Origin of the sequence: Desulfitobacterium hafniense DCB-2, from assembly GCF_000021925.1 — a bacterium.
Classification (GTDB): Bacteria; Bacillota; Desulfitobacteriia; order Desulfitobacteriales; family Desulfitobacteriaceae; genus Desulfitobacterium; species Desulfitobacterium hafniense.
In genome coordinates this window covers 2,207,878-2,227,623 of the sequence record NC_011830.1, presented here as the reverse complement: position 1 = coordinate 2,227,623, position 19,746 = coordinate 2,207,878, and the positions used below count along the sequence as shown (strand labels likewise).

Below are 19,746 nucleotides of genomic sequence, written 5' to 3'. Positions count from 1 at the left end.
ATGTAAGAAGGGGAACGAAGCCGTTCCCTTTCTTGGTCCGTGTCCGGCCTTAACCGATTATCTCCGCAATTTCTACCGGCCTTTTCTCGTGAACGGATTTTACCGCAGCCAAAACCACCGCTAAATTCCGCAGGGAGGCTTCCGCACCGATCTCGGTCTCTCCCCCGTTGCGGATAACGTCCGCAACTTCTTCCACTTCCACTCGCAAATGATCCACCGACTCGAAATCCACTTTGACATCCCGCAGAATCCGATTGTCGGGATCATCGCTCATGCTGGCGAATTCCCGTTTGATCAGGGTTGAGTGCTCGTCGGTGACATCCGAATTGCTCCACCAGCTGAAATCCAGCTGATAAAACAGGTTGGCCTTGGTGCCGTAAACATTGATGGAGAAGACGCCCGGGCAGGCCCAATTAGTTCCTAAATAAGCCTGTTTTCCATCTTCAAACTCCAGCAGGGTTTGATTTACCGTGATATTTTCCACCTCGGTATACATTGGTTTCCCGAAGTTAAAGACTCTGGCCACCGGTCCCAGCAGAAATTGCAGATTATCAATCTGGTGAACCCCCAGCTGGGTGAGGGGACCGCCGGGTGCCGTGGCGGGCTCTCCCCGCCAGTTCCCTTTTTTCAGCTCCAGACCCCGTTCATTGGAGAAAACGGCTTCAATGGAAGATACTTCGCCGATTTCCTTGGTATCAATCATCTCTTTCATTTTGCGCAAAGCGCCTAAGCGGCGGGAACTGTGACCGCAGAGAAACTTAACGCCTGTTTCTTTAATGACTTGATCAATACGTTGGGCATGATCCAGGGATACGGAAATCGGCTTTTCCACATAGATATGTTTGCCGGAGCGGGCACACTGCTCAATCACTTCGGCATGCTTGTCGTTGGGAACCGTTATGATGACCATCTCTACATCTTCACGGGCCAGCAGGGCTTCCATAGTGGCGTCACCGGCGCAGTTATAGCGTTTGCCGAACTTCTCCCTTTTGTCTTCTGTCCGGGAATAACAGGTAACAAGCTTTAATTTTTCACTCTTCGTATAGGCATCGGCCATAACATAGGCCCACCGTCCTAAACCGATTGCCGCAACTCCAACTGGATTGTACATAAAAGGACCTCCTTAAATTTCACATTGAATTTTGTCTTATCTTACTATTCTTGTTCCATATAATCTCAGATAAAGGTCATTGACGATCTGCTCTTCCGGCAGCGCATAATGCTTGCCGTCAAAACTTTCGTTATTGGTAACTGCCAGCGCACCGGAAGCGCAAACTCTCGCGCACTCCGGCTCCCCCCCGCAGCGGTCGCAGAACATGGGCAGGTTGGATACCGGATGATAGGCGATAGAATTACCCGGGCAGGCCCTTCTGCATCTCTGACAATCAATACCCCGGCTCCTGAAGCAAAACCCTTCTTGAACTCTGACAATGCCTTCCTCGTCCGCCCACAAGGCCTTATCCGCAGCCGGGCAAGCCTGAACACAGGGATGATCCGAACACTGGTGGCAAAAAACCGGAATATCAAGGGGCCCCGTTCCAACCTGCCGAACTCTGATCGAGGCTGTTTCCGTCCAAAAGGCTGCTTCCTTTTTTAACGCACAAGCCAATTCACAAGCCCTGCACCCTGTACAAAGATCGTAGCGTATGTGCAACTGTTTCGGCATTCTTCTTACCCCCGTTGTCCAAAGTTATTTAACCGGTAAACTCGGCAATCATGATGCCGCTGCCGGCCCTGTCTGTTAAATAAAGCAAACCGTTTTGACCGACAAAGACATCATTGACCTGAGTGGGAGGCATACCGGCAACCGGCGGCGGTATGAGCCGATCCATCTCCTTAGGCCGGCAGGGGTCGCTGATATCGACAACTCTTAACCCGCCGCCAAACCAGGTAACAAAAATTATTTCATCGCTTTGCCAGGAACCGGGGCGGTTTTCATGAAGATTATGCGGTCCGAACCGGGGCCCGTATCTCCCATAATCTTCATTCTCCACATAGAACTCGGACAGCACCCTGGGGTTCTTATCATCTTTGATGTCCAGGATTCTGACAGCCTTCAGAGATTCTTCCCCGGGCAGTCCTTTCGCCTCATCCGTTACCACAAGCAGATTGCGCCGGGGAAGCGGAAGCCCTGTGTGGGTATGCCCTCCCCTTTCCGGACCCCAATTGATGCTGCCCGCCACTTGCGGATTTGAGATTTGGGATATATCCAAAATATACATTCCGGCATCCCACATCCCCAAATAAGCCCGGTCCTTGTGCACCATGGCATGATGGAGCTTGTACTTCAGTCCCTGGGGTTGATCCGGCTTTTCTCCCCCTGCCGTCCACAGGCCCGGATACCACCAACGCCCGACCTCTTGGGGATGGGCCGGATCCTTGATATCCACAATCAGCAGCATCCGGTCACTGAACCCTTCCGGCACCGCCGTGACAAAGATATAAGGCTCCTCCCCGCTATACCAGGTGCGGTGAACCCCTTGTCCGCCCACATGGTAATAGGCAATCTCCCGCGGGTTTTTCGGGTCCTGCAGACTATAGATTGAAAATCCGAGCCTTTCGGCAGGTTTCCCCGTACGGCATTCATAGTTGATAATCATCAGGTCATCCACAATTTGGACTTTTGAGCAAAGAGCGTTTTTGTAAGCCGGCATTTCCCCGCACACCAGGGGAAGAGAAGGATTGGTAACATCGACAATGATGGTACCGATCCCTGGAACCATGTTTCCCACGTACAAATAGTCTTTGTATTTCATAACCTGCATGGTTTTGCCATGCCCCTGAAGGCTGTTTTGTCCTATCAGTTTAAGCGCCATGTTCAGTCCCCCCTGCCTTTGCTTTCAACCTGGCCCTTGGCTTTATAAGTTTGTAATGTCCCAATACTGTACCCTTATTTTGTTGCCTCAACAGCGGCTTTTAAGATGGGTACAATATTTTTGCCGGCTTCGGCAATAATCTCCACCTTACCCTGTTCTTCATCGCCCTTCAGGGGTACGATGGGCAATCCGGTCTGTTCCGCCTTAGCCTGCAATTCCGGATCGTTTAAGGCCTGGAAGATTGCTTCCCGTAAGGCTATGGTAGCTTCTTCATCCATATTGGGCGGTCCAAAGAAACTTCTGTGCATCTCGAGCATATTGACGATTGCCTGCAAGGACGCCTTCCCTGTTTCATCTTGAACCGCTTCAAGGGCTGTCGGCACCTCCGGGTACTCCGGCATTCTTTCCGGCGCAATAATCAGGATAGGGCGCTTATCTCCTTCTTTAATCATGGTGACTGCATCCATAGCGGCTGTGATATGTCCGTCGCCGTCCCCTTTGACCACGGCCAGGGCCGTATCGGCATTCCCTTCGTAACCAGTGATTGCTTTAAGCCCGAAGCCAAGACTATTGGCGATGACCGCCATGGTGAAAAAGTCTTCATCCGTACCTTGAGTAGGGAACTTAAAGTCACGTCCTAAGTCAGCTATATCCTCTATGCTTTTAATACTGCTGTTTCCCCCAACCGTCAGTATCCTCGCCTCAGTGGAGGCTCTTCCGAGATAAGTGAATTGAGTTGCGTCATACTTCACCCCTTCACCCTCGGAAAGCTGGGATAAAATAATTGTAGGTATACTGGTAAAAGCAATGGTCAACCCGTCAGGTTTGGCGTTCCATAGATCGTTAATACCGATAACCCCGCCGGCACCTGTAATATTCTTGACAATAATATTTTTTGCCCCGGAATATTTCTGAATATATGGGACAATCATCCTGGCGTAGGTATCCATTCCCTTGCCGGCAGTGTTAGGTACAATCAGAGTAATCGTTTTTCCCTCATAAAAAAGTTTCTCTCCTCCCGCAGGAGCTGTGGAACCGGCAGAACTGCTGCAGCCTGCAATACTGCTGACTAACAACGCCACAACCATGAACACTACAAACCATTTAGATCTTTTTAGCATCGCTCTTGACCCTCCTAAATTTTACTCTTGGATTCTTTGATGAAGATCATTCCCCACACTGAACCTTTTTTCACCCGGATATCCCTTCCCACAGGCAAGCTTTCGATTCAATCCCGTCTGATCACCTCCCTATCGGAATAACAATGTCAGCAGCAAACCCTCGTACATCTCCCGCTGCAAAAGCAGAACAAACAATACATACAGCACGATTGTGTTTATAGCGGCGAAACACGCCGCGACATGCCACTTCATCTTAGTAATCAAGAGGAGATATCCGAGGACAAACACGCACATCGCCGGTATAAGCCCAATCAGAAGAATCAGGAGCAAGATGATCACCAGCCAGGATAACGCCACCCATTGTGAACCTCCGGCCTGCTTCTTCCCGCCCGTTACCCCAATGGTTTCCTTTTTCTCGTCTTCAATTGTTATCCCGCTTTGAGAAGATTTGAATAAATCGGCCGGATTGACATTCAAATCGAGTTTTGTATTCGTATTCTGGATGATGAACTGGAGCAGGATCAAGAACAACGATGCAATCGCCACGGGTACCGGTATCATCCTGGCCCTTGATCCATAATCAAAGGACACCACCAGAAAGCCAACAAATATCAGGAACAAGATAATCGCTACAATATTTTCCTGTGTCCTTTGACTCACTGCCCGCTTACTCACTTTCAGATTGCTCATCAGCTTGCCCCTCCTGTCGTAGCTGATTTCCGCCACCGCTTAATAAACGGGTAGGCGGTTGTAACGATAATGATAAGCAGCATGATAAATGTGACCGGTCTGGTAATAAAGAAGGTGTTTCCATAAAGGGTGAGAGATATATGCATATAGCGCTCTATCATCATGCCGAGAACCATCCCAATCACCAGATCCGCTCTTGAATACTTGTACTTATCCAGGAAATAACCGATAACCCCGAAAACCGCAGTAACAACTACATCCCCAAACCTTCCCCGGATCGAGTATGCCCCTATGAAGCAAACGGCCAGAATCACCGGGATCAGGATATTGTGGGGAAGCATCGTCAATTTGGTTAACTTTTGCGCTATCCCCAAACCTACTCCCGTCGTTAAAATATTGGCAAAAACGATAATCCAAACCATCGCAAAAACGACGCTTAAATTCGTGGTCAGCAATTCCCGGCCCGGTTGAATACCCATGGTAAGAAAGGCGGACAGAAGAATGGTCATGCTCTCTCCCCCCGGCACACCGAACCCCAGAGTGGGGATCAAGCCCCCGCCCTCGTTGGCTGCATTGGTGGCTTCCGGGGCAATAACGCCTTCAACCATGCCGGTACCGAACTTTTCCGGATGCTTGGATGTTTGCACCGCTTGTCCATAAGCCGCTATACCCCCTACACTGGCGCCGACCCCCGGCAGTACGCCAATAAAAAGCCCCAGGATGCTTGATGAAATGACTAAGCGCCAGTGCCTGAAAACGTCTTTAACCCCGTCCCAGACCGTACATTTATTTTCCACGGTGGACAGCTGGGCGATGGTTTCACCTTTAACATAGAGCTTAATCATCTGCGACACCGCGAACAAGCCGATTACCGCTACTGAAAAGTCGATTCCGTCGAGCAAAAAGAGCAGGTCAAAGGTATATCTGGCGGTGCTCGTCACAGGGTCCATTCCTATAAAGGAAATCAAAAGTCCCAGGCCGGCGGCGACCAATCCTTTGAGCACGGAACCCTCACTGAAGATGGCAATGATGGTAAGCCCCCACACCGCCATCATGAAATATTCCGAAGGGCCCAGGGCCAGCATAACGGCCCTCATAAAGGGCAGGGAAAAGGTCAGAAAAACCGCTCCGATAATTCCGCCGAGCAGGGAAGCCATCGCTGCCGCTCCTAAGGCCCGGGAACCTTCACCCCTTTGGGACATGGGATAGCCGTCAAAACAGATCGTCACACTTTTGGCGGCACCCGGAACATTAAATAAAATCCCGCTGATTGAACTCCCGAAAATTGTTGCGATGTGTGCTCCCAACAGCAGGGCCAAAGCTGCCGTAGGTTCCAGCCCGAAGGTAAACGGCAGGAGCAACGCCATGGCCACAATCCCGCCGAGCCCCGGCAGAAAGCCGATCACCAATCCGAACGCCACCCCGATTGTCATATACAGCATGGCTTGAAATGTAAAAAGTGATAAAAGCCCGTCCAGTGAAGCCTGTAACATAACATCCCTCCTTTTCTATTCTTCTTATAAGGCAACTAAAGGGAACACAATCTTAATGCAATCTTTAGGACAATCCATGCGACAGGCTCCACATAACCAGCATTCTTCCGGATATCTAACTACCGGCATTTTTGTCCTTTCATCCATAAAAATCAGATCTCCCGGGCAATTCTTTTCACAAAGACCACACCCATTGCAACGGATATAGTCGATTTTAACTGGCTGCACCCTGCACCCTCCTCTCTGGGCGTAACTCAATGAAACAGATCAATGAAACAAGTCTCTTCCGGAAGTCAGCTGTCGGCGGGAACATAATGAACCTGCAGCTCTCCGTCCCGGCAGGTCAGGTGAGTTGACTTATGCCACTCCGCCCGGGTCTCCGGATAATCGCGGCGATAATGTGACAAGCCAAAACGGCTTTCTGTCCTGGTCAGGGCCCCGAAAGCAATACCCTTGCTGATTAAAAGAAGATCTCTCAGCTCATGAATTCTCATCAGATCGTGTCCATTCTCTGCTTTAACCAGACCGAAGGTTTCCTGCAGCTTATTCAATTCCTGCCAGCCGGTTTTCAGACCTTCCGCCGACCGGTTGATGCTGAGATAATCGCTCATAATCTGACGCAGCTTGTCTTCCGCTTCCTGATAGGTGTAATCTCCCCTGCTTTGATAAGGGGCGTAGACGGTTTGTTTTAATTCGGCAATCTGTTCCGGGGAAGGTTCGGCCCCTTTCCTGTTCTGCAGCGCGTACTGAGCGGCCTCGGCCCCTGCCGATTGCCCGAAGCACATGGAGCCGGCCAAACTGCCGATTCCTACGGCGCAGGCCCCGCCGGCGAAAAGGCCGGGCAGGGTTGTGCGGCAGCACTCATCCACGAAAATTCCGCTGACCGAACCCAGGAAGGCAGGATGCTGCCCTTCGCTGATTTGTATTTCCATCAGGTCCACACCAGGGTCGATGCCCTTTTGTTCACAATAATCCATGAAGGTATTCTTATCCACGGGCAGCAGATGCTCAAGCAGGTGCTTTTTATCCTTTTCCGAAAGATGCCTGACATCAAAATAGCATGGCCCCCGGCCTTCCTGCTCCTCTATATAAGTCCCCCATGGCATGGCCCAGCGGGGTCCCTGCTCCCCTTTTTCGTGGTATGTAAAGACGTAGCGCTCGCCCTTGGCATTAACCAGGTGTCCCCCCATCCCGACCACAGCGTTCAAGGCGGAAGCGCTGAAATTCTTCGGCGTAATCGTATAGTTGACAAATTCAAGATTTTTTACCTCGCCGCCCGCCCGTAGGGTCATCGCCTGGGCGGTCCCGGTATTGTACGGACTATGCCAGGTATTGAAGGCCATTCCCGACGGATTTTCATACATTCTGGTCGCATTGCCTGTGGCCAGAACAACCACTTTGGCCTGAAACACATAAAAATCTCCCGTTCTGATGTGAAAACCAACCGCCCCCACCGCCTTGCCTTTCTTTACCAACAGATCGGTTATAGCGATTTGAGCATAAAGCTTTACCCCGGCCTGCTCTGCTCTCTTGGAAATCATCGGTTTCAAGGCTCGTCCGTCAAAATTGATAAAATAATCTCCCGGCTGGGCAAAGGAGCGGGTGCGGATATACTCTTTATGTCCGGGATCTTTCATGGGAATTCCCATTTCTTCCAATTCTTTGACCAGGGATTTGATCCTTCGCACAAAAACCTTGTCCGCAATCTTAATGTCGCTCAGGCCCTGGGTAAGACGCTTATACCATTGGAGAAAAACCTCAGGGGTATCCCAATCCGGACCGGACTCCAGGACTGCCAGAAAGTGATCGTTCCCCGCCGCGCCACAGCCGCTGCGATAAATTCCGCCCTTGTCCACCAGGGCCACTTCCTGACTGGTCTTGCGCGCCTCCAGGGCTGCCATTGTCCCTGCCGAACCGCCCCCTACCACTAAAACATCTGTTTTAATCCAGCATTCATTCTTCACACTCATTCTCCCCTTAGTTACCTTTCAATACATCATTGGACCGAGTCCCGGCGGGAACTCTCCACAACAGGTACGGCAAACTCCAGCCCGTGCTCCTTAAGGGCCTCCGGGGTCGGAAATCCTCCGGCATCACAGCCCAGCTCTCCATACCATGCTTTTCTGTCCATGGAAAACTGCTCCCGCGGGTATACCTGGCCTGCTCCAATCCCCGTAGTCAGTTTGTCCACGTGAACTCTTTCCGGCGGGACATCGTCACGTAAAGGAAGCAACCCTTCCCGAATGTTATAAGCCCGGGCCAGCAGCAAAATCCGCCTAGCGGTCAATGGCCAGTCCCCGGCCTGCAACTGCCAGTCCGTCACGGCATTCAGCAGCTTCAGATAAACCTCCGGTTTAATCATCCGCCTTTGCCAGGTGCAGGCCGTCAACAGGTCTGCCCAGGTCCGCTGTTGGGTATGATCCGCTTTTCCTCCGAAATGATGGGCAGGCCCCTTATCGGAAACGGCATATTGCAACCCCTGCTTATGATCGGCCTGGGGTGTAAAACAGGCAAATTCACGTCCCTTCACCTGCATGGCATAATGCTCGGAGCCGCCGCCGATCTTTGCGGCAGCCTTTTTTACCCCTTCCGCGAAGAGGGCTCCGATGCCTTCCCGCTTAAGAATCTTGTTCCAAAGAGCAAGGACGCCTTCCACATTCCCCCAGCTGAGATCAATCCCCTCAAGTTCTGCCTCAGGAAGCAACCCGTTTTCATAACACTCCATAGCAAAGCCGGTGATGTTGCCGAGAGAGGTACTGTCAAAGCCATACTCGTCCGCCCAGCGCGTCAGGTATACCATAGCATTCAAATCATTGACCAGAATTCCCGACCCCATGGTAGCCGCTGCTTCAAGATCCGGGCAGACCACATTTCCTGAAAATTCCCCTTCCCGCACCACGCCCAAAGGCATACAGCCCATTGGGCAGCCAAAACACCCCCTCGATCTGGCGCGGCACAGCCTTTCGTAGGCCAGTCCGCCGATCTTGTTGATCTCCGGCCAATGTCCTTCCCGGTAATTGGCCACATCCAGATGCCCTTCATCAGAATGGGGCATATTGGTCATGCTGCCCCCCCAGCGCATCAGATCATAGGTGCGCCTTATGGTTGTCCGGCTGTCTTTGAGTATTTTTTCCATTTCATTTCTAATCGGAATGGCCTGGGACGGATTATGTACAGGAAGGGCCATGGTTCCCCTCACGGCAACCGCCTTTAAATTCTTCGACCCCCAGACCGCCCCGCTGCCGCCCCTGGCGGCCGAACGAAACATCTCCTGCTGTATTGAAGCATAAGGAATCATCTCCTCTCCCGCGGGGCCGATGTTCAGTATCCTCACCCGGCTGTCTTTCAGTTCTTCTCTTAACTGTCTTTCCGCTGCGAAGGTGGTCAGTCCCCATAGGTGTGAGGCATCCCGGAACTGAACGGCACCGTCTTCGATCAGAAGATAGACCGGTCTTTCCGATCTGCCGGTGATCATCAGACCTTCCCACCCCGCCGCTCGGAGTTCCTGACCCCACTGTGCTCCGGTGATCGAGTAATTCAGGGTGTTGGTCTGAGGGGACTTGAACACGAGGCAGGTATGGGCTCCCCCGGGCGCTATGCCGGTAAGAGGCCCGGTTAACAAATAGAGCTCGGCTTCCGGTGCCAAAGGATCGATTCCCTTAGGTGTCCTCTCCCACAGCAAGCGGATTCCCAAGCCGCGCCCGCCAATAAAATCCCGGGCCCACTTCGGATCTATGGCATATTGTCCATGGGTTTGTGTGGTCAGATTCACTTCCATGATCCGGTGCGTAAAAACCATATCCATCCTCCTGAAGACTTTAACGGTCCAATACCTGACGTGCGATCACCAAGAACTCCTCGTCTTCAAGCCAGTTGCGTTTGGCGATCCCGGCAGCTTTGGTGCGCGCAACAATTTCCTGTACCTGCTCTTCATTGGCCTTTAACCCTGCCGCCTCAAGCTTCATCAGAACGGATTCCTTGCCGCTTTTCTTGCCCATGACGATTTTCATTTTTTGACCCACAAAATCCGGCATAAAAGGGAAAACAGCCGTCGGGTAATCTTCCAGAACTTTCATTCCCAAGCCAATCTCCCGGGTAAAAGGCAGCAGCCCGACCACCGGCTTGTTTTGGGCCAGGGTCTTGCCGGACATCCTTTGCACTTCCTGGGAAAGCTCACTCAGTTTCTGGAAGTTGAATTTGGGCAGCTCTATGCCATAGAGCAGCTTTAAGCCCAGAGCTATCTCTTCCAGAGCAGTATTGCCGGTCCGCTCACCCAAACCGTTGATGCAGCTGTGCACGACCTGCACACCTTCCTCCACCGCGGCGAAGGTCGTGGCTGTGCCCAGCCCGAAATCGTTGTGGGTATGAACTTCCAGGGGCAGAGCGATGGTTTCCCTGACCTGCCTGACCAGAAAACGCATGGCGGTGGGAGTGATCGAACCTGTGGTATCGACCACCGTTACCGAATCCGGTTTGGCTTGAGTTGTTACATTGGTCAGAAGCCGCTTGAGAAAAGGAAGTTCCGCTCTGGTCGTATCAAAGGGGAAATAGTTGACAAACAGCCCCTTTTCCTTGGCGTAATTGATGGTATTGACGACGGCTTCGGTCAGGCTTTCTTCCGTCCACTTACTGGCAAATTGATATTTAAGCTTCGGATAGCCGCTGGGCGCTTCCAGAACGATCCCATCTGCTCCGCAATCCACGGCCCGATCCACATCCTCCCGCATCGCCCGGCAGAATACCATAATCTTGGGTCCCAAATTGCGTTTGGCGATCTCCTCAATCGCTTGGGCATCATCTTTGGATACCGCCGGCATGCCGGCTTCAATCCGCTCAACTCCCACTTCGGCCAGCAATTCGGCAATTCTTACTTTATCCTCTTTGCTGAACACCACGCCGGGAGTCTGTTCCCCATCCCGCAGCGTCGCGTCGTGTATCTCAATCTTTTGGGGAAGGTGCAAATCCTTGACTACTTCTTCGTGGTAATTGTATTCGCTTACCCACCAATCCTTCGTCCACCACTTTCCGTTCACCGGAGTCCCTCCTTTGCTTTTTAGTTCGTCTTAATGACCGATAGTGGTTCTTTTCCTGCCAAAACCCGGACAATGCTCTCCGCCAAGATTTCACTGACGGCTCCCATTGCCCCTTCTGTATAGGCGCCCATATGCGGCGCTACAATAACATTGTCCAATTCAAAAAACGGTGACTGCCGGGGCGGCTCTGTGGCAAAGACATCCAAAGCGGCTCCCGCTATCCTTTTTTCCTTCAGCAGATCATAGAGGGCTGTTTCGTCAACCACGCCTCCTCTGCTGGTATTGATGAGAAAGGCTGTGGGGCGCATTTTTTCCAGCAAACTGCGGTCGATGATATTTTTTGTGCTCTCCAGGAGGGGCAAATGGACGGAAATATAATCCGCCTCGGACATAATTTCCTCCAAAGTCGCAGCCCTCACCCGGTATTCCTTTTCAAATTGACTGTGATGGACCAGGTCATAGCCCAAGATGTTCATATCAAATCCGCTCGCCCTGCGGATCACTCCTTTGCCGATCTGTCCCAGCCCTAAAACGCCCAGGGTTTTGCCGTAAACATCTTTGCCCATGACAGTGCCCCAGAAGCCGTCCCGCGTACGCTTATCCGCCGAAACAATCTGCCTGGCCAGACTAAGCATAAAGCCGAAGGCCAGATCGGCAACTGAATTGGCGTTGGTCCCGGGGGCGTTGGCTACGGTAATTCCCCTGGCGGCAGCCGCTTTTAAGTCAATGCTGTCCACACCGGTACCATGTTTGATGATCAGCTTCAGATTGGGGGCGGCTTCCAGGTCCTCGGCGTATACTTTGTTAATACCCACCACCCAGACATGAGCTTCAGCCAAAACAGCTTTAAAGTCCTCCCTTTCGCGCAGTCCGTTGGGAGGAATCATGACCAGCCGACAACCCTTCTTTTCTAAAATGCCGGCAGCTTGAGGCGAATATTTTGTAAATGTCGGAGAAGTTGATAATACCGTGTATTGAGCCACTGCCCATCCTTCTTTCTTCATTAGTCGTTTCTTCATTAGTCGGTTCTGCAAATCTGAGTTAAGGAACCTCCACCCGGGCTTTCGGGAAAAAGCAAAGCAACCGGAGCCGCTGGCCCCCCGGGTTGATGATTCGGTGCTCCGTTTCCATGGGGACAACGATTAAGTCATCTTTTAAAATATCTTTTTCCTGTTCTTCTACCCAAATTTTCCCCTGCCCTTCCAAAACAAAGATCACTTCTTCCACATCACAGTGGGTATGGGGCTGGCGCGCTCCCCCTTGGTGCTCAGGCAGAACCTCGACAACCCGGCAGGTGACCCCTTCTGTTCCCGTTACCGCGGCAGAAACCAGCTCCGCTATCCTTCTTCCTGTGGCCTGCTGAAATTTTGCTTCATTAATATTAACCAAAGTAAACACCTTTTCTGCCTCTTTCTGCTATTGCATACGCTCAAATACTTGTTGGGCCGCCGTGATGATTTCCCCACTGACCCGCTCCACCAGTTCCGCCGCTTTTTCCTCGCTGACGATATCCAGGTCCCCGTACCAGCCGGTAGGCGCTATCTGCCGGATATCTTTCAGAATAGGATAAACCGATTTGGAACGGCGTAAGGCGTCTACTTCTTTGGCCGCCTCATAAGGAGACGGGTTGGTCGCCCGCTCCAGTTTAAGCAGGTCGGGGCGGTAGGCCATAACCGGCAGCACTTCCAAGGCGCCCGCATGGGTCAGATCCGCCTCTCCTTTATAAAGCTGTTCCGTAATGTAGCAGGCCTGAGCAACAACACAGGTTACCCCGTATTCTTTCTGCAATTGAGAGGCCGCGTAATTGATGGAGGTTGTATTTCCCTCATGCCAGTTGACAAAAAGTATCTTTTGGACGCCGTGGTTGATGACGCTTACCGCCGTGTCCAAAAGCAGATTGACGTAAGTTTCCTGACGCAAAGTCAGGGTTCCGGCAAAAGATGCATGAAATGGCGTAACTCCGGTGTGACTGAAGGGAAGCAATAAACCGTCCAGCCCTGAGGCAACCTTGCGGGCAATGGCCATAATGCAGTAATGATCCGTGCCGCAGGGAAGGTGCGGGCCATGCTGTTCCACACTGCCGTTAGGTATTATGGCCAATTGGGACCGCCTGAGGATCGCTTCCGCTTCCGGCTGGGTTAACTCCAGCAAATAATTGTTCGTTTCGCTTGTCACTTTTCTCACTCCATTTAAGATTTTTTTCTTAAGACTTTTCCCATAGTTCCACCTAAGAAACCCCCGGCTGATACCCGAAAGCCGTAACACTGGACTGCCCTTATCTGGTATGAAGGCCCCGGAGCAGGGTGCGGGACTACCCGCACCCTTTACTTTTCGCTTCAGGGGCAATGAGCCTTAAGCGCTTGGATAAAGACGGGTCAGAACAAACTCATTGTGATTGAGCGCTTCGGCATCCGTTAAGCGTCCGCGGGCGGTTTTCACAAGGCATTCCATAACTTTATCGGCTGCTTCTTCAAGACTTAACTCTAAAGTCAGGACCCCGCTGATATCCACATCGATATGTTCCGCCATATGCTTGCAGGTATTGGGGTTGGCGGACATTTTGATGACCGGCTCGATGGGATTGCCGACAATATTGCCCTGGCCGGTAATAAAGATATGGAGTACAGCGCCGGCAGCCATCATGACGGTGATGCACTCAGCCGCAGCGGAGGACGTATCCATAAAGTAGCGGCCGGGACCCTGGGGTTCTTCGCAGGGCGCCAGCACCCCGACGATGGGTGTCTTGCCGGCTTTTTGAATGTTGCCGAAAGCCTTTTCTTCAATGGTGGTCAAGCCGCCGGCAATATTCCCCTGGGTGGGCTGGGTTCCCAGCAAATCCGCACCCTTGGATTCAATCAAATCCAGATAATCCTTATGAACTTTCAGGAACTTCCCGGCAAGTTCCGGGGTGGCAAAATGCCTGGCCAGTACATGTTCCGCGCCGGTTGTCTCCGGGGTTTCCCCAAAGATAATCGTTCCGCCCATCTCAACCAGACGGTCTCCGACCACGCCGGCAGTGGGATTTGAGGCCAGTCCTGTAGTCGTATCCGACTCGCCGCATTTGAAGCTGACGACGAGCTCTTTTAATTCACACTCAACCTTTTCTAAGGAGGTTGCATATTGTACATACTCCTGAGCTTGGCGGGAAACCCGTTCAATGGTTTTGAGGTCGCCGTATCCTTCAATCCCGAAATAGGCAACAGGTTTGCCTGTCTCCGCAATGCCGTCGGCAATCTTTTTCGCCCAGTTGGGTTCAATACCCACGACAATGGCGGCTGCCACATTAGGGTTGCGGCCGGTGCCGATCAGCGTTTGAAAATGCAGTTCCAGATCGGCACCGAATTGCAAACGGCCATAGGGATGAGGTACGGCCATCGTGCCTCTGATATTATGCTCAACGGCCAAACAGACGGCATTGGACAAATCATCCACAGGAATAATCAAGACATGATTGCGGATCCCAATCCGCCCGTTTTCTCTGCGGTACCCTAAAATCTTAGTTTCCATAATCCCACCTCGCAGTCTTAAGGTTATGGGTATGTACCCAATCGCCAATCTTGATATCCTGGATAACCGTGCCGACGCTCTCACTGTATTTGATGAGAGCTTCTCCTTTTTTGACTGCCCTTAAGGCGATTTTATGGCCAAGGGGAATGTCATGATTGGATGTTACCTGAAACTTTTTGCCTGAGTGCAACTCTACTCCCATGACGTCTTCTCCGGCTTTGATGTCTTCAATGGCCACACCGACATAATCGCCGTCTTCATGCACCAGGAATTTGTGCTTGCCCATACTCTTCCTCCTTAAAAATGATGTATTTAAACAAGAGCATTGTTTAAACCTACATTAAATATCGTATATAATATATAATATGTGGTATTACCATTAGTTTACCCCATTCTTCACATTTGTCAACCCAGTTTCGTCCCAAAATTCTGATTAATTTATAAAAAGGTGCCTCTTTTTAAAAGTGTCTCTTTTATATGCAGCAAGGTAACCGCACAAAAGCGATTACCTTGAAGTTTTATAAGAACAGAATCCTTCTGCCGTCAGCCTGTTGTTCTGTTTTCTTAGAGCAGCCCAACCCAATGATACCAGGTAAAGCAGGATATCACCTGCACGATAATGGCTACGAAAGTGTAAGAGGAAAGCAGCTTGATGGAATCTTTGGTTGTAAAATAGCCCAACCCCATCAAGGCCAGAAAGGGCATCATCATATAGGGGAAAAAGGCGACGGTATCGGCGCTCATAATGGACATAAGGGTGGGACCCAGCGCCGGCAGCTGCATGGAGTCAAAATAGGCCGCTACGGCAGGGGTAAAGGCTGCCGCCGCTGTTTTGCTTTCGACCAGAGGAATATGAGCGACAACGCCAACCAAATAGGTGATGGCCCCCATCAGCTGGGTGCTCATATCCGGCCTGATAAAGGAGCCCAGAAAAACTTTGCCGATCCAGGCCGCCACTCCCGTCTTGCCCAGCACCGTGCCGATGGTGATGGCCGCCCCGGAAAAAATAACGATGGGAAACTGAATCTTCTTCAATTGTTCTTTGCTGATCACGCCAAAGCCCGGAGCACAGAACAAAGCCGCGGAAAATATGGCTACGCCCCAGGAAGGAAGGTGATGCCAGCGGTCGGTGGCCCATAACCCCAGGGTGATGACTAAGTACAGCAAAGCCCGTTTTTCGACGATGGTCATGGGTCCTAAATTCATAAAGTCTTGATTGGCATTTTCCTTTTTCGCTGTTAAAACATAGTCTTCCGGTGGAAACAGCTTCCAGGCCACAAAAATAGCGATCAAGGTCGTAATGACGGTGGGAACACCGAACCAAAGAATCCATTGGGACCAAAAGATCTCGATCCCCAGCATTTCTTTAATAATTCCCGCCCCGAGGATATTTACCGCAATTCCTGTCAAGATGCCGAAGCCAAAGGTATTTCCGGCCAGGTAGGTTATAGACATGGCCAGTTTTCCTGTATTTGTCCCCTGCACATTCCCTTTGACAAACACTGCCGCAACGCCAATGGCAATGGGATAGATGATTAAAAGTCGCTCTACTCCGGCCGGCGTCAGAAATGACAGCAAAGCACCGACCAGAACAATAATCCCCATCATGGATTTAAAGGAAGTTCCTGAAAAACGCATGAGGCTGCAGGCGATTCTTTTGCCGATACCGGACTGCTCAACCGCCGTTCCAAAGACCAAGGCCGCAAAAATAAACCAAACAATGGCGTCCCCATACCCGGAAAATGCTTCCACCGGGGTGGCCGAGCCTGTAAAAACAAAAAAAGTGCTTAAAAGAACAGCGGTTATCTCCACAGGGTAGACCTCAAAAATCCACAGCACAATAGCCGTCATGGTCAGGGCCAAAGCCATGCGCCCTTGGGGTCCCAGCCCTTCTCCCAGAAACCAGACCAGGATACCGAGGATAATTGCTCCGATCAATGCATAAACTTTTGTCTTTGTATCATTTTGTACTTTTACAACTATATCATTTTGCTCTTTCACAACAGGATCAAGGTTATCCATCTTCCATTACCTCCCATTCCATGCCTTTTACAATAAGGCATCCAACGAATAAGCACCCGGGCCCAATACAAACAGCACCAGGCAAATGGCTAAAGTACCCAGGGGTAAATCCATCCCGTCAAAAATTGCATGAGTATCCATATACTTTGCCCATGCAGCAACGATCATTTCCAGAGCAAGCAGCAAAGCAATCCATTGGGTCATAAAGCCCAGCACTAAAAGCGGCACCGCAATCAACTGGCTCCATGAAGTGATGTAAGAGGCCAGCAAAGGAAAGGGAATGCCGCGTTCGGCAAAGCGTTCGGCCGAGCCACGAAATTTTTGTTTTCCGAAGGATTTAAACCAGCCGTGGGAGGCAAAGACGATGGCGGCCAGGATACGAACGATCACCAGGGTCAAGTCGGAGAAACCTTGTACAAATGAGAAAAAATGCACTAAAGCAGACATGCAAAACGACCTCCTTGCTCCTTATCAATTTGCCTTCTGTCGATACTGACATATTACCCTGATATACTACGAATACGAATACCGGTTCAGCTTTAAATCCTTGTGCATTTGCCTTGGAGCGTTTTCACAGATCCGATTGTGCCCAGACCTCCCTCCTCTTAGCGAAGAAAGATTCAAATCCATCTTCTGACCTTTTTTCCGGGATATCGTTCATCGCAATATATCATATATAATATATCATATATAATATATTATATATGATATATTGGTTTATGCTCTTTGTCAACGTAAAATTCGAAAAAATGCAACCTTTCAGAAAACGGCTGTCAGGCCTGATATGCAAAAAGCTTATTCCAAAAAAAGGCTTATTCCAAGATACCGCCGGCAATCTTAGCATAAGCCTCTAAAGGTTTCCCTCTTTTAATTTTCCTACTGATTAAGAGAATGTTTAAGTACGATTCATTAAGCTGCATTTGGAGATAGCTGATTACCCGAATTATGAGTCCAAGGTCTCTTTGCGCTGCAGCTTTCGATAGATGGTCCGGCGGTTAATCCCCAGCTGTTCTGCGGCCGCGCTGATATTGCCATCCACAGAGTCCAGCACCCGTTCAATCATTTTTTGTTCAGCCAGAGCCAGCAGTCCGAATTTGTTTTCATGTTCCATAGCTTCCTCTACGATCTCTTCGGTGGTGTTATTCAGGTAGTAATCCTGTATTTTCTCAGGTAAATGTTCAAGCAAAAGTGAAGACTGCTTATCGAGCATGATTACCGCGTGCTCCATGGCATGCTCCAGCTCACGCACATTGCCCCGCCATTTATAACTGAGCAGGGCATTGATAAATGACCAGTCCATTTCAATAGAAGAGCGGGAATATCTTTTCTCCAGCCGTTGAATGAATTCTTCAGCCAGGAGTATTATATCTTCCTTGCGTTCTCTGAGCGGCGGAAGCTCAACTATGAAAGTGCTGATACGATAGTACAGGTCCTCACGGAATAAGCTTTCATCAGCCTGCTGCAGTAAATCGGTTTTGGTAGCGGAAATCAAGCGCACATTGACTGGAACTTCTTTCGTGCTTCCGATCTTCTGGACTTTTCCGGTTGACAAGACTCTCAGGAGTTTAATCTGGTCCTTCAATGGCATACTTTCAATTTCGTCCAGAAAAAGTGTCCCTCCTGACGCAGCTTCTATTTTTCCGACCTTGCCGCCTTTCGAAGCACCCGTGAAAGCTCCTTCCTCATAGCCAAAAAGCTCACTTTCCACCAGTTCTCCCGGGATCGCCCCGCAGTTTATCGCGATAAACGGACCGCCGCTGCGGCTGCTTGCGTTATGAATCGCCTGAGCAAACATTTCCTTGCCTGTTCCGCTTTCTCCATAAATCATAACCGGCACATACGTATCCGCGATTTTCTCGGCTGTATTTTTTGCTTTCTGAATTAAAGGGCTTTTTCCTTTAATATGATTGAATGTATACAGATCATTTTGGGCTTTCATGAATACCGGCAGGGATTTTTTCCGTCCCTGCCCGGTATTCTGTTTTTTTCTGATTTCAAATAGATCCACCATTTTTTCATTACAAAAATTGATCGTTTCTTTTTTGCTGCCCAGGGCTATCCCTTGCGGAAGGCAATTCATAATCTGCTCCAGTTGTCTTTCATGCCCGAACGCAAGCGGCCAGTATAGATAGTCGAATATTTTGGCAATCAAGGAAACCATATGAAACGCCTGCAGGCTTAATTCCGGATAATGATACAAAAGAACTACATCCCCGATCAACTCATTTTTTTCATTATGAATTGGCGCCGAGGCCCCGTGTATTTCTCCGAAATTTTTCCTGACATAGGTCTGGCGGTAATAAAAAGGCTGAAATATGACAGCGGGTTTATCTTCGTAAAGGACGATGCTGGAGCTGGTTGTTCCACTGTTCTTCTCCGAACAATCCATTAAAGTAAGTGTGGACTGGCCCAGAAGCTGGCAGATTCCGTCTCTGGTCTGCAGTTTAAATAAAAAGTCACTTAAATCAAAAATTTCAAAGACGCTTTGCAGATAAAACTCATATTTCTTCACGGTATTCAGGAAAAACTCTTTCTGCTTTGGGTTTTCCACGACGGAGAGTGTTAGGTCATAAGGATCAAGCCCGTAAGCTCTGCATCGTTTCCAAGAATCGAGATATTCCTGGGGAACGACAGAGTTGTCTACTTCCCGGCCTTCCTGAAAACGGTTCCATTGATCGTTCACCTTGGTAAAATATCGGGAATTGACTTCGCCGGATTGGATCATCTGTAATAAATCATACATCTGCATAATTTTCTTACTCCTTTTCTCCAATATTTTACAAAATATTTCCAAATATTATAGCATACTACAGTCATTCATGTGACAATTACTACTTTCACAAGCGAGGTTTGTACTTTTTGCCACACTTCGTTCATCATATATCTTAACTGCATCTCGGCGCAGAGCCCTGAATCCGCCTCAAAATCCGTCTCGTTAAATATGTGGCACAGGTTTTGCATATTTAACGAGACGGAAAGGGGGCGTGATGATTTATTGTAAAAATACAACTGGAGGTGATATCGTCTTATTTCACCATATATCGTACTTTTTCACAATATCATA

Annotated in this window: 18 protein-coding genes; all 18 read right to left on the bottom strand. The window is 50.0% G+C overall.

Annotated elements, in window-relative coordinates:
• Positions 1 to 49: 49 nt before the first annotated feature.
• The 18 genes from DHAF_RS10265 to DHAF_RS10180 all read right to left on the bottom strand — a co-directional run bounded on the left by DHAF_RS10265 (position 50) and on the right by DHAF_RS10180 (position 19,431).
• Positions 50 to 1,111: a Gfo/Idh/MocA family protein gene (locus tag DHAF_RS10265; protein ID WP_005814065.1), complete on the bottom strand. Its 1,062-nt coding sequence runs from the start codon at positions 1,109 to 1,111 to the stop codon at positions 50 to 52.
• Between the two features lie 36 nt (positions 1,112 to 1,147).
• Positions 1,148 to 1,666, bottom strand: a complete 519-nt coding sequence (locus tag DHAF_RS10260) for a 4Fe-4S dicluster domain-containing protein (RefSeq protein WP_005814063.1) — start codon at positions 1,664 to 1,666, stop codon at positions 1,148 to 1,150.
• A gap of 28 nt (positions 1,667 to 1,694) precedes the next feature.
• A complete protein-coding gene (locus tag DHAF_RS10255) occupies positions 1,695 to 2,816 on the bottom strand; it encodes an LVIVD repeat-containing protein (protein WP_011459457.1) in 1,122 nt (373 codons plus the stop codon).
• A gap of 74 nt (positions 2,817 to 2,890) precedes the next feature.
• Positions 2,891 to 3,937, bottom strand: coding sequence for a Bug family tripartite tricarboxylate transporter substrate binding protein (locus DHAF_RS10250; RefSeq protein WP_015943820.1), 1,047 nt, complete (start codon positions 3,935 to 3,937; stop codon positions 2,891 to 2,893).
• A gap of 129 nt (positions 3,938 to 4,066) precedes the next feature.
• Entirely contained in the window at positions 4,067 to 4,627 is a 561-nt protein-coding gene (locus DHAF_RS10245; protein ID WP_005814056.1) for a tripartite tricarboxylate transporter TctB family protein, read from the bottom strand.
• The gene (locus DHAF_RS10240) at positions 4,627 to 6,120 is read right to left on the bottom strand and encodes a tripartite tricarboxylate transporter permease (protein WP_005814055.1); all 1,494 of its coding nucleotides are present in this window, start codon (positions 6,118 to 6,120) and stop codon (positions 4,627 to 4,629) included. Before DHAF_RS10240 ends, DHAF_RS10245 begins: the two co-directional genes overlap by 1 nt.
• Before the next feature lie 24 nt (positions 6,121 to 6,144).
• Complete coding sequence (locus DHAF_RS10235; RefSeq protein WP_015943819.1) at positions 6,145 to 6,348, bottom strand: 4Fe-4S dicluster domain-containing protein; 204 nt, start codon at positions 6,346 to 6,348, stop codon at positions 6,145 to 6,147.
• A 65-nt stretch (positions 6,349 to 6,413) separates the two neighbouring features.
• Positions 6,414 to 8,090, bottom strand: a complete 1,677-nt coding sequence (locus DHAF_RS10230; RefSeq protein ID WP_242659967.1) for an FAD-dependent oxidoreductase — start codon at positions 8,088 to 8,090, stop codon at positions 6,414 to 6,416.
• A 26-nt stretch (positions 8,091 to 8,116) separates the two neighbouring features.
• The gene (locus DHAF_RS10225) at positions 8,117 to 9,919 is read right to left on the bottom strand and encodes an aldehyde ferredoxin oxidoreductase family protein (protein WP_015943817.1); all 1,803 of its coding nucleotides are present in this window, start codon (positions 9,917 to 9,919) and stop codon (positions 8,117 to 8,119) included.
• 19 nt (positions 9,920 to 9,938) lie between these two features.
• A complete protein-coding gene (locus DHAF_RS10220) occupies positions 9,939 to 11,153 on the bottom strand; it encodes a LeuA family protein (protein ID WP_015943816.1) in 1,215 nt (404 codons plus the stop codon).
• A 20-nt stretch (positions 11,154 to 11,173) separates the two neighbouring features.
• Complete coding sequence (locus DHAF_RS10215) at positions 11,174 to 12,172, bottom strand: phosphoglycerate dehydrogenase (protein WP_049769571.1); 999 nt, start codon at positions 12,170 to 12,172, stop codon at positions 11,174 to 11,176.
• A 22-nt stretch (positions 12,173 to 12,194) separates the two neighbouring features.
• Positions 12,195 to 12,551 (bottom strand): cupin domain-containing protein, encoded by a 357-nt coding sequence (locus tag DHAF_RS10210; RefSeq protein WP_005814045.1) that lies wholly within the window; start codon positions 12,549 to 12,551, stop codon positions 12,195 to 12,197.
• Between the two features lie 18 nt (positions 12,552 to 12,569).
• Positions 12,570 to 13,328: a creatininase family protein gene (locus tag DHAF_RS10205; protein ID WP_015943814.1), complete on the bottom strand. Its 759-nt coding sequence runs from the start codon at positions 13,326 to 13,328 to the stop codon at positions 12,570 to 12,572.
• Positions 13,329 to 13,505: 177 nt separating this feature from the next.
• On the bottom strand, positions 13,506 to 14,660 hold the full coding sequence (locus DHAF_RS10200) for a UxaA family hydrolase (protein ID WP_005814041.1): 1,155 nt from the start codon (positions 14,658 to 14,660) through the stop codon (positions 13,506 to 13,508).
• Positions 14,650 to 14,946: a UxaA family hydrolase gene (locus tag DHAF_RS10195; protein ID WP_005814039.1), complete on the bottom strand. Its 297-nt coding sequence runs from the start codon at positions 14,944 to 14,946 to the stop codon at positions 14,650 to 14,652. Before DHAF_RS10195 ends, DHAF_RS10200 begins: the two co-directional genes overlap by 11 nt.
• 278 nt (positions 14,947 to 15,224) lie before the next feature.
• Complete coding sequence (locus DHAF_RS10190; RefSeq protein ID WP_015943813.1) at positions 15,225 to 16,682, bottom strand: SLC13 family permease; 1,458 nt, start codon at positions 16,680 to 16,682, stop codon at positions 15,225 to 15,227.
• 27 nt (positions 16,683 to 16,709) lie between these two features.
• Positions 16,710 to 17,129, bottom strand: a complete 420-nt coding sequence (locus DHAF_RS10185; RefSeq protein ID WP_015943812.1) for a DoxX family protein — start codon at positions 17,127 to 17,129, stop codon at positions 16,710 to 16,712.
• A gap of 496 nt (positions 17,130 to 17,625) precedes the next feature.
• The gene (locus DHAF_RS10180) at positions 17,626 to 19,431 is read right to left on the bottom strand and encodes a sigma-54 interaction domain-containing protein (RefSeq protein WP_015943811.1); all 1,806 of its coding nucleotides are present in this window, start codon (positions 19,429 to 19,431) and stop codon (positions 17,626 to 17,628) included.
• Between the last annotated feature and the right edge of the window lie 315 nt (positions 19,432 to 19,746).

Coding starts and splice junctions, on each gene's coding strand:
- DHAF_RS10265 (WP_005814065.1), bottom strand. CDS start 1,111: ATGTACAATCCAGTTGGAGTTGCGGCAATCGGTTTAGGACGGTGGGCC.
- DHAF_RS10260 (WP_005814063.1), bottom strand. CDS start 1,666: ATGCCGAAACAGTTGCACATACGCTACGATCTTTGTACAGGGTGCAGG.
- DHAF_RS10255 (WP_011459457.1), bottom strand. CDS start 2,816: ATGGCGCTTAAACTGATAGGACAAAACAGCCTTCAGGGGCATGGCAAA.
- DHAF_RS10250 (WP_015943820.1), bottom strand. CDS start 3,937: ATGCTAAAAAGATCTAAATGGTTTGTAGTGTTCATGGTTGTGGCGTTG.
- DHAF_RS10245 (WP_005814056.1), bottom strand. CDS start 4,627: ATGAGCAATCTGAAAGTGAGTAAGCGGGCAGTGAGTCAAAGGACACAG.
- DHAF_RS10240 (WP_005814055.1), bottom strand. CDS start 6,120: ATGTTACAGGCTTCACTGGACGGGCTTTTATCACTTTTTACATTTCAA.
- DHAF_RS10230 (WP_242659967.1), bottom strand. CDS start 8,090: ATGAGTGTGAAGAATGAATGCTGGATTAAAACAGATGTTTTAGTGGTA.
- DHAF_RS10225 (WP_015943817.1), bottom strand. CDS start 9,919: ATGGTTTTTACGCACCGGATCATGGAAGTGAATCTGACCACACAAACC.
- DHAF_RS10215 (WP_049769571.1), bottom strand. CDS start 12,172: ATGAAGAAACGACTAATGAAGAAAGAAGGATGGGCAGTGGCTCAATAC.
- DHAF_RS10200 (WP_005814041.1), bottom strand. CDS start 14,660: ATGGAAACTAAGATTTTAGGGTACCGCAGAGAAAACGGGCGGATTGGG.
- DHAF_RS10195 (WP_005814039.1), bottom strand. CDS start 14,946: ATGGGCAAGCACAAATTCCTGGTGCATGAAGACGGCGATTATGTCGGT.
- DHAF_RS10190 (WP_015943813.1), bottom strand. CDS start 16,682: ATGGATAACCTTGATCCTGTTGTGAAAGAGCAAAATGATATAGTTGTA.
- DHAF_RS10185 (WP_015943812.1), bottom strand. CDS start 17,129: ATGTCTGCTTTAGTGCATTTTTTCTCATTTGTACAAGGTTTCTCCGAC.
- DHAF_RS10180 (WP_015943811.1), bottom strand. CDS start 19,431: ATGCAGATGTATGATTTATTACAGATGATCCAATCCGGCGAAGTCAAT.